The organism is Robinsoniella sp. (assembly GCF_034124845.1).
The window spans coordinates 7,652-17,927 of sequence record NZ_JAWYAJ010000357.1 but is presented as its reverse complement, the minus strand read 5'-3'; the positions used below and the strand labels follow the sequence as shown (position 1 = coordinate 17,927).

Below are 10,276 nucleotides of genomic sequence, written 5' to 3'. Positions count from 1 at the left end.
GCCAGAGACCTTACAACAATCAGGGCGGTCAGGGCGGCCAGAGACCTTACAACAATCAGGGCGGTCAGGGCGGCCAGAGACCTTACAACAACCAGGGCGGTCAAGGCGGCCAGAGACCTTACAATAACCAGGGCGGTCAAGGCGGCCAGAGACCTTACAATAATGGTCCTCGCTCACAGGGAACGGGTTCTTACGGTGCCGCATCAAGCGCTCCAAAATCAGATTTATCCAAGCCAATTACAAAAGAATCCAGAAACAGAGCAGATAAATTTAATAAATCTGATAAGACTGATAAATTTTCAAAAGAAAACAAAGGAAACCGTCCAAATCAGAAGAATAGTAATTTCAAGGGCGGGAAAGCTATTAATAAGACTGCTAAACCAGTTAAGCCGGTACCACAGCCAGTGGAAAAGAAGGAAGATGAAATCAAGACAATCATTTTACCAGATGTAATGACGATTAAAGAACTTGCGGATAAAATGAAAATCCAGGCAGCTGCCATTGTTAAGAAATTATTCCTTCAGGGTACTATGGTTACGGTAAATCATGAAATCGATTATGATAAGGCAGAAGAAATTGCATTGGAATACAACTGTATTGCAGAGCATGAAGTAAAAGTAGATGTGATCGCAGAACTCTTAAAAGAGGATGACGATGATGATGCAACATTAGTGGCAAGACCTCCGGTAGTATGTGTTATGGGTCATGTTGACCATGGAAAAACATCCCTTCTGGATGCAATCCGTAACACACATGTTATTGCAAAAGAAGCAGGGGGAATCACACAGCATATTGGTGCATATGTGGTTAATATTGACGGACAGAAGATTACATTCCTGGATACACCGGGACATGAAGCATTTACAGCTATGCGTATGCGTGGTGCAAATTCTACAGATATTGCCATTCTGGTAGTCGCTGCAGATGATGGTGTAATGCCTCAGACCGTTGAAGCTATCAACCATGCGAAAGCAGCCGGAATTGAAATTATCGTTGCGATTAACAAAATTGATAAGCCAAGTGCCAATATCGAAAGAGTAAAACAGGAATTATCCGAATATGAACTGATTCCGGAAGACTGGGGCGGAAGTACCATATTTGTACCGGTTTCTGCTCATACCCAGGAAGGTATGGATCAGCTTCTGGAAATGATTATCTTAACAGCAGAAGTCGCAGAGTTAAAAGCAAATCCTAAGAGAAAAGCCAGAGGACTTGTAATCGAGGCAGAGCTGGATAAAGGAAAAGGACCGGTAGCAACAGTTCTGGTTCAAAAAGGTACTTTAAGAGTTGGTGATCCAATTGCAGCAGGCTCCTGTTTTGGTAAAGTTCGTGCTATGATGGATGACAAGGGAAGAAGAGTAAAAGAAGCAGGTCCTTCTACACCAGTTGAAATCTTAGGATTAAGCGACGTACCAAACGCAGGTGAAATATTTGTAGCAACTGACAGCGATAAAGAAGCAAGAAGCTTTGCAGAAACCTTTATCAGTCAGGGACGTGAAAAACTTCTGGAAGATACAAAAGCAAAAATGTCTCTGGACGATCTCTTCACACAGATTAAAGCCGGTAATTTAAAAGAATTTGGAATTATCGTGAAAGCCGATGTACAGGGTAGTGTAGAAGCAGTAAAACAGAGCCTCTTAAAACTTTCCAATGATGAAGTGGTAGTTAAGATTATCCACGGCGGAGTTGGTGCAATCAATGAATCTGACGTTATCCTGGCATCAGCATCTAATGCAATTATTATCGGATTTAATGTCCGTCCGGATGCAACTGCTAAGCTTACTGCAGAACGCGAAGGTGTAAATGTGAATTTATACCGTGTTATCTATGATGCAATCGCTGATGTGGAAGCAGCAATGAAGGGTATGCTGGATCCTGTATTTGAAGAAAAAGTACTGGGGCATGCAGAAGTACGCCAGACATTTAAAGCATCCGGTATTGGTACAATTGCCGGTTCCTATGTGCTGGATGGTATTTTCCAGAGAGGATGTTCCGTACGTATTACCAGAGAAGGAAATCAGATTTTTGAAGGACCGCTTGCATCACTGAAACGTTTTAAAGATGACGTAAAAGAAGTAAAATCAGGTTATGAATGTGGTCTGGTATTTGAAAAATTCAATGACGTGCAAGAGTTTGACCAGGTAGAAGCGTACACAATGGTTGAGGTTCCACGTTAAGTAGAACGGAGTTTTAAATATGAGAAAAAACAGTATTAAAAATACACGTGTCAATGCAGAAGTTCAGCATGAGTTATCCAATATAATCCGTGGGGAAATCAAAGATCCCAGGATTAATCCTATGACTTCTGTAGTTGCCGTTGAAGTAGCACCGGATCTGAAAAGCTGTAAAGCGTATATCAGCGTTCTGGGAGACGAAAAATCCCAGGCAGATACACTTGCAGGGCTGAAAAGCGCAGAGGGTTATATCCGCAGGCAGCTTGCCAGAACGATTAATCTTCGCAATACGCCTGAAGTTCGCTTTATCTTAGATCAGTCCATTGAGTACGGTGTGAATATGTCGAAACTTATTGATGATGTCAACAAAGATATCAAAGAGACAGAAAAGGATGATGAGAATGAATAACATAGCATCTGAACTGAATCATGTGAAAACGGTAGCAATCGCCGGCCACATCAGGCCGGACGGTGACTGCGTGGGTTCCAGCATGGGAATGTATCTCTATATTAAGAAAAACTTCCCGCATATTACAGATGTAGATGTATATTTAGAGGCGATTCCGAACTCTTACCGTTTTCTTCAGGGGACTGATGAGATTCACCATACCTGTGACAAGAATATGGAATATGATCTTTTTATTTCCCTGGATTGCGGCGATAAAGGGCGATTGGGAGATGCAGCAACTTATTTTGAAACTGCAAAACGCAGGATGTGCATTGACCACCACATCAGCAATTCCGGATTTGCTGATGTGGATTATATTGTCCCGGAAGCAAGCTCTACTTCTGAACTGGTTTATGATGTGTTAGACAAAGATAAGATTACAAAAGAAATAGCGGAAGCACTCTACATGGGAATCGCACATGATACGGGAGTCTTTCAGTACAGCTGTACTTCACCGAAAACGATGCGTGCAGCAGCGGACCTGATGGATAAAGGAATAGATTTTTCCGGAATCTTAGATGATACGTATTATAAAAAATCGTATGTACAGAATCAGATTCTGGGAAGAGCGCTCCTGGAGAGCATCATGGTTCTGAATGGACAATGCATTATCAGCGCGATCCGTCAAAAAGATATGGTTTTTTATGGAGTAGAACCAAAAGATCTGGATGGAATAGTAAGCCAGCTTCGCAATACAAAAGGTGTGGAAGTGGCAATTTTCATCTATGAGACCGGAAACCAGGAATTTAAGGTAAGCATGCGATCCAATGGTATTGTTGATGTAAGCAAAATAGGAGCTTATTTTGGCGGTGGAGGTCATGTACGTGCTGCAGGATGTACAATGCAGGGAACCATGCATGATGTGCTTAATAACTTGACAAAACATATAGAAAAGCAGCTGATGCAGGAGAAAGAAAAGTGATTCATGGAATTATAAATGTTTATAAAGAACAGGGGTATACTTCCCATGATGTAGTAGCTAAGCTGCGCGGTATTCTAAAGCAGAAAAAAATCGGTCATACCGGTACTTTGGATCCCGATGCTGCCGGTGTTCTTCCTGTATGTCTGGGAAAAGGTACAAAACTTTGTGATATGCTTACAGACCGGGATAAAACATACCGGGCGGTGATGCTTCTTGGTACCGTAACAGATACACAGGATACCAGCGGAGCAGTCCTGTCGGAACGTAAAGTGACATCTACGGAACAGGAAGTGCTGGAAGCAATACAGAGCTTTAGAGGTGATTATGAACAGATTCCGCCCATGTACTCCGCATTAAAAGTAGACGGAAAGAAACTGTACGAATTGGCTAGGGAAGGGAAAGTCATTGAGCGGAAGGCAAGATTAGTCCATATCCATGAGATTAAAGTTGAAGAGACTGCGCTGCCTCGTGTTACCATGACCGTTTCCTGCTCAAAGGGAACTTACATACGTACTTTGTGTCATGATATTGGTGAAAAACTTGGCTGTGGCGGCTGCATGGAAAGTCTGATCCGAACAAAAGCGGGAACCTTTGCTATTGCAGACAGTTTTACGCTGGGGCAGATCGAAGAATTGCGGGATAACGGATCCTTGATGGATCATATTACGCCGATTGACGAAATGTTCATGGAATACCCCAGGGTTGATGTAAGTGAAGAGTTCCACAAATTATTATACAATGGCAATATGTTTTATGAAAAGCATATGTCGGTGCAGGTTCCTTTGCAGGATGGACCCGTAAGGGTTTATGATGCCGGGGGACAGTTTTTTGCTATATACGGCTATGAAAAAGCAGAAAAAAGATTTAAACCGGTCAAGATATTTAACGTTTAAGGCAACTGGAGGGACAAAAGAGTATGGAGTACATCGTAGGAACGACAGAATTTAGCTGTAAGGAAGAATGTGCGGTAACCTTAGGTAAATTTGACAGTTTACACAGAGGGCATCAAAGGTTGATCAGGCGTGTCAGACAGCTTCAGCGGGATGGTTTAAAAGGTGTAGTTTTCACCCTGAACTCAAACAAGTCTGAAGTATTATTAACAGGCGAGGAGCGCAGGTCACTTCTGGAAGACCAGGGGCTTTCCTGTCTGATCGAATGTCCTTTTGTGCCGGAAATATCCCATATGGAGCCGGAAGCGTTTGTATCCCGGATCCTGTCAGAACGCCTTCATGCAAAATATCTGGTTGTAGGAACAGATTTTCATTTCGGATATCAGAGAAAGGGAGATTACAGACTCCTGCAGAACCTTCAGGATAAATATGGATATCAGGTAGAAGTGATTCATAAAAAGAAATATGAGGGGAAAGATATCAGCAGTACATTTGTAAAGGAAGAGTTAAAAAAAGGCAATATGGGAGTTGTAAATGAACTTCTGGGACGCCCGTATGGTATCATCGGTGAAGTGCTTCATGGAAGAAAAATCGGCAGAACCCTTGGAATGCCTACTACCAATCTGGTTCCGGAGAAAGAAAAGTTATTGCCGCCCAATGGCGTATATGCATCTAAGACCGTAATTGACGGGAAGCTGTATCCCGGCATTACCAATATTGGTTATAAGCCTACTGTGGGCGAATCATTCCGGGGTGTTGAGACGTATATTTTTGATTTTGACCAGGATCTCTATGGCAAGACAATTGAGATTCTGCTCTATACGTTTGAGCGCCCTGAGATGAAATTTGATTCCTTAGAAAAATTAAAAGAGTGCATGCACAGAGATATTGAGTTTGGAAAGGAATATTTTGGTGAGTAATAGATGTTAATTTTAAGTGGGGTATTCATTTTTATTGGTGTTGTCCTGGTTCTTGGTACCGCCGTTTTTCGATATTACTTTCAGGGAAAAGAAAAATATCAGGGACGAGCGGACGGACAGGTTGTAGATCTGGTTATGGATAAACCGGACGAAGAAGGCGAGAGGGCCGGAATACATCATTACTATTATCCGGTAATTGCATATTATGCCAATGGACTGCTCTTTAAAGAGCGATATGAAAAGGGGAGCAATCCAAGTGAATTCAGAATGAACCAGCATTTAAAGATCTGTTTTAATCTGGAAAAGCCTTATCATTTTAGTATTCTGGAAAAGGATCCACGGTCTTATCTGCTGACCGCCGTTTATTTATTAGGGTTTTTATTCTGCATAGCAGGTGGAATAACCTTCCTTTTATTTGCAACGAGAGGTTGACGTAAGAATTTAGATGTGATATACTAACGAAGTGCGTGAGATGGGACTTACATGTGAGTTTTGTGTCTCTTATGCGCGTTAAAACAGCCGTTATTCAGAATTTTGGACAACTCCGACCATGTTCTTAGTATCAGGCGATTAAAAAATAAGGAGGAAATCAAGATGATTTCAAAAGAAAAGAAAACAGCAATTATTAACGAGTATGGCAGAAAAGCTGGAGATACAGGATCACCGGAAGTACAGATCGCAATCTTAACAGCAAGAATTCAGGAACTTACTGAGCATTTAAAAGAGCATCAGAAAGATCATCATTCAAGAAGAGGTCTTCTTAAAATGGTAGGTCAGAGACGTGGTTTACTTGCTTATTTAAAGAAAACTGATATTGAAGGATACCGTACTTTGATTGCAAAATTAGGAATCAGAAAATAATTCAGACAAAGTTGGGGGCGGAGGAATCCGTCCCTTAAGTTTGTTTCGCAACCCGTTAACAATTAACTAGAATATGTAGTATCACAGAAGCCGAGACCACTGAAAAGCAGATTTTCGGAAAGTCTGTTTTTCAGTTGTTTCGGAAAGTATACTACAGTAAATTAAAAGGAGACAAAATATGTTCAAAAGTTTTTCAATGGAACTGGCTGGAAGAACGCTTACCGTAGATGTGGGAAGAGTTGCAGCACAGGCAAATGGTGCAGCATTTATGCACTATGGTGAGACCACCGTATTATCAACAGCTACTGCTTCAGAAAAGCCAAGAGAAGGAATTGATTTCTTCCCGTTAAGCGTTGAATATGAAGAAAAATTATACGCTGTTGGAAAGATTCCGGGAGGCTTTAATAAAAGAGAAGGTAAAGCATCTGAAAATGCGATCCTCACATCCCGTGTAATCGACAGACCAATGAGACCATTATTCCCAAAAGATTACCGTAACGATGTTACTTTAAATAACCTGGTTATGTCAGTAGATCCTGACTGCAGCCCGGAATTAACCGCTATGTTAGGTTCTGCTATCGCAACTGCTATATCTGACATCCCATTTGACGGTCCAACTTCCACAACACAGGTAGGACTTGTAGACGGAGAACTGGTATTTAACCCCAATGCAGCTCAGAAAGCAGTATCGGATCTTCAGTTAACTGTTGCATCAACCAAAGATAAAGTAATCATGATTGAAGCCGGTGCAAACGAAGTTCCGGAAGCAAAAATGATTGAAGCAATTTTTGCTGCACATGAATTAAATCAGGAAGTAATCAAATTTATTAATACCATTGTTGCTGAATGTGGAAAAGAAAAGCATACTTATACAAGCTGTGCTGTTCCGGAAGAATTATTTGCAGCAATGAAAGAAATTGTAACACCAGAGCAGATGGAAGAAGCTGTCTTCACAGATGACAAGCAGACCAGAGAAGGTAATATTCGTATTATCAAAGATAAATTAACAGAAAGCTTTGCTGAAAACGAAGAATGGCTTGCTGTATTGGATGAGGCTGTTTACCAGTACCAGAAAAAGACAGTTCGTAAGATGATCTTAAAAGACCATAAACGTCCGGACGGAAGAGCAATCAACCAGATCAGGGCATTAGCAGCAGAAACAGATTTAATTCCAAGAGTGCATGGTTCAGCAATGTTTACACGTGGACAGACACAGATCTGTACCATTACCACACTTGCTCCTTTATCAGAAGCTCAGAGGATCGATGGTTTAGACGAAGCTGAGACTTCTAAGAGATATATGCATCAATATAACTTCCCAAGCTACTCCGTAGGAGAAACAAAGCCTTCCAGAGGACCGGGACGTCGTGAAATCGGACATGGAGCTCTTGCAGAGCGTGCTCTAATTGCAGTACTGCCAAGTGCAGAAGAATTCCCATATGCAATCAGAACTGTATCTGAAACTTTTGAATCCAATGGTTCTACTTCTCAGGCTAGTATCTGTGCATCCAGTATGTCTCTCATGGCAGCTGGTGTACCGATTAAAAAAGCGGTAGCTGGTATTTCAGCAGGACTTGTAACCGGTGATACAGATGATGATTATCTTGTATTGACCGATATCCAGGGCCTGGAAGATTTCTTTGGAGATATGGACTTTAAGGTAGCTGGTACTCATGACGGTATTACTGCAATCCAGATGGATATTAAGATTCATGGACTTACAAGACCGATTATTGAAGAAGCGATAGCAAGAACAAAAGAAGCAAGAACTTTCATTTTAGATGAAGTTATGAATAAAGCAATTGCAGAACCCCGCCAAGAAGTTGGCAAGTTTGCACCAAAGATCGTACAGATCAAAATTGATCCTGAGAAAATTGGTGATGTAGTTGGACAAAGAGGAAAAACAATTAATGCGATCATCGAGCAGACCGGTGTTAAGATCGATATCACAGATGATGGTGCAGTTTCCATCTGTGGCGTTGATAAAGACAGCATGGATAAAGCAATCGATATGATCAAAATTATTACAACTGATTTTGTTGCCGGACAGTTCTTTGTTGGTAAAGTAGTAAGTATCAAAGAATTCGGTGCATTTATCGAATTTGCTCCGGGCAAAGAAGGTATGGTTCACATTTCCAAAATCTCAAAAGAGAGAATTAACCGCGTAGAAGACGTTCTGACTCTTGGAGATATGGTAAAAGTTGTTTGCCTTGGCAAGGATAAAATGGGCAGAATCAGCTTCAGTATGAAAGATGTAGATAAAGATAACAAAGAGAATAAAGAGCACAAAGAGCATAAAGAGTATGCAGAAAAGAAAGCTGAGAAGCCTTCTGAGCAGTAATTTATCAATTTATCCTCTTAAATGAGAAGAAACAGTCAGATGTGAGTTCCCCTATAGGGGGTGTCAACTGGCTGTTTCTTTTTTCTATTCAACTTATTTTAATTTTCCATAACGAACATCAGAAAATTTACCATAGAGCTTTGTATCTCCTTTCATTTTACAGGCACGCACCTTATAATAGTAAACGTTCTTAGGCTTCACTTTTTTGTCGGTATAACTGCAATTGTTTTTTACGGTTGCAATCCGGGTGAATCCTTTCTTTTTATTAACAGATCGGTATAGTTGATAAGAAGTAACTCCGGTTTGTTTCTTCCATGTAATGTGCAGGTTTTTACCGGCTTCCCCGGATATTCTCGTTATTTTTTCCTTTACAGGTACCACTTTAACCGTACAGACCGATTTTTTATGATTTTCCTGCTTTGATGTACAGATGATTTTAGTAATTCCATAATTTTTTGCGGTAATCTTACCTGATTTTGAGATTTTCGCTATTTTGTTATTCCTGGATGTCCAGGATACCGATCGATTCGTCGCTGACTGGGGTAAAACCACCGCCTGAAGCTGTTTTGTTTTTCCTTTTACCAGGGTAATGGTTTTCCCCTGTTTGATAGTAACGGAAGAGACCGGAACATCTTTCCAGATCTTGAAGGAATAATCTCCGGTATTGGTTCGCTTATTCGTTCCCATGGTAATTTTCAGCAGATAGGTCTGCCCGGCATTCAGGCTGCAGGTAAGCGTCTTTGTTTCTCCTTTCCCGGCGCTCTCCTGATAGAGCTGTTCTTCAAAAGGCGTGCAGACATACATATTTGCTTTCTGGGAATCCAGGGCACCGGTTTCCATGTTGTGGTTGGTAAAACTGATATGATAGGTTCCGTCTGAAGGAGCTTTGAACTGATACCAGTCAATATCACCGTTGCCATCCAGGGAAGAGGTATATTTTTGTCCCAGAGCAGCATTGGATGCCTGGCTTGAAATATCGCTGACAGCGTCATTACGGTAACGGATCTGTATACTGTACTGTCCGGTATTTTTGGATGGGTTGATTCCCGGATTTACCGATATATAATAAGTTGTATTTTTCTCTAATTTCAGGTTAATATTACCATGTTCATTTTCTTTTAAGTGAATGCGGGTGTTATTCAGATCAATTAAATTTTCGGTACGAAGTACAAAATCCGGCTGGGATACTGCAAGTAATCCCGTTGGAATACTTAAGTTTTTGCAGGTAATATTATAATAGGCATCCTGGCTGGTGGTAGTAAATTGGTACCACTTACTGTGGGGGACCGCATCCTCCAGACGGTCCATATAGCGGATATTATATTCTAATTCAGCGGCAGATTTAGGACTGCTTCCGCCGGTTACCGGTTTCTCAGCAGCACAAACCGCAAGCCCCATTGTGAAAGCAAGGCAGAATGCCAGGGTAAAAAGCATCATCATTTTTTCTAGTTTTTTCATTACAAATCCTCCCTTAATTCGATATTATATTTACATCAAATGTGTATCTTCAAGCCGTTTTTCAAAGAATACATTCAGCCGGATCAGCGGTTTTCGTAAGATCAGACCCAGCATCAGGGCAAGTGGTACGTATACCAGAAGATGAAGCAGATCTTTGATATAGTTGCTGCCATAGATACCGGCAACCGTCTCTCTCATTGCATTGATCCCATAGGTAAATGGCAGGAAGGGATATACATTCTGGAAAAACCGGGGAGTCACT

General features: G+C 41.3%; 9 protein-coding genes and 1 pseudogene. 8 read left to right on the top strand and 2 right to left on the bottom strand.

Going from position 1 to position 10,276, the window contains the following annotated elements:
• From infB to ACH2DQ_RS17935, 8 genes are all read left to right on the top strand, one after another.
• The coding region (gene infB / locus ACH2DQ_RS17970) for a translation initiation factor IF-2 (RefSeq protein WP_395027729.1) at nt 1-2,177 on the top strand (2,177 nt) is incomplete at its 5' end.
• 19 nt (nt 2,178-2,196) lie between these two features.
• Complete coding sequence (gene rbfA, locus ACH2DQ_RS17965) at nt 2,197-2,583, top strand: 30S ribosome-binding factor RbfA (RefSeq protein ID WP_394916059.1); 387 nt, start codon at nt 2,197-2,199, stop codon at nt 2,581-2,583.
• Entirely contained in the window at nt 2,576-3,544 is a 969-nt protein-coding gene (locus ACH2DQ_RS17960; RefSeq protein WP_394916058.1) for a bifunctional oligoribonuclease/PAP phosphatase NrnA, read from the top strand. The genes rbfA and ACH2DQ_RS17960 overlap by 8 nt, the downstream gene beginning before the upstream one ends.
• Nucleotides 3,541-4,437, top strand: coding sequence for a tRNA pseudouridine(55) synthase TruB (truB, locus tag ACH2DQ_RS17955; RefSeq protein WP_394916057.1), 897 nt, complete (start codon nt 3,541-3,543; stop codon nt 4,435-4,437). The genes ACH2DQ_RS17960 and truB overlap by 4 nt, the downstream gene beginning before the upstream one ends.
• A gap of 23 nt (nt 4,438-4,460) precedes the next feature.
• Nucleotides 4,461-5,354 (top strand): bifunctional riboflavin kinase/FAD synthetase, encoded by an 894-nt coding sequence (locus ACH2DQ_RS17950; RefSeq protein WP_394916056.1) that lies wholly within the window; start codon nt 4,461-4,463, stop codon nt 5,352-5,354.
• A gap of 3 nt (nt 5,355-5,357) precedes the next feature.
• Nucleotides 5,358-5,786: a DUF3592 domain-containing protein gene (locus ACH2DQ_RS17945; RefSeq protein WP_394916055.1), complete on the top strand. Its 429-nt coding sequence runs from the start codon at nt 5,358-5,360 to the stop codon at nt 5,784-5,786.
• A gap of 162 nt (nt 5,787-5,948) precedes the next feature.
• On the top strand, nt 5,949-6,215 hold the full coding sequence (gene rpsO / locus ACH2DQ_RS17940) for a 30S ribosomal protein S15 (RefSeq protein ID WP_027294240.1): 267 nt from the start codon (nt 5,949-5,951) through the stop codon (nt 6,213-6,215).
• A gap of 178 nt (nt 6,216-6,393) precedes the next feature.
• The gene (locus ACH2DQ_RS17935; protein WP_394916054.1) at nt 6,394-8,556 is read left to right on the top strand and encodes a polyribonucleotide nucleotidyltransferase; all 2,163 of its coding nucleotides are present in this window, start codon (nt 6,394-6,396) and stop codon (nt 8,554-8,556) included.
• A gap of 93 nt (nt 8,557-8,649) precedes the next feature.
• Here ACH2DQ_RS17935 and ACH2DQ_RS17930 read toward each other — a convergent pair whose 3' ends face one another.
• The gene (locus ACH2DQ_RS17930) at nt 8,650-10,014 is read right to left on the bottom strand and encodes an Ig-like domain-containing protein (protein ID WP_394916053.1); all 1,365 of its coding nucleotides are present in this window, start codon (nt 10,012-10,014) and stop codon (nt 8,650-8,652) included.
• Nucleotides 10,015-10,044: 30 nt separating this feature from the next.
• A pseudogene (locus ACH2DQ_RS17925) lies at nt 10,045-10,276 on the bottom strand (YhgE/Pip domain-containing protein); the annotation flags it as partial.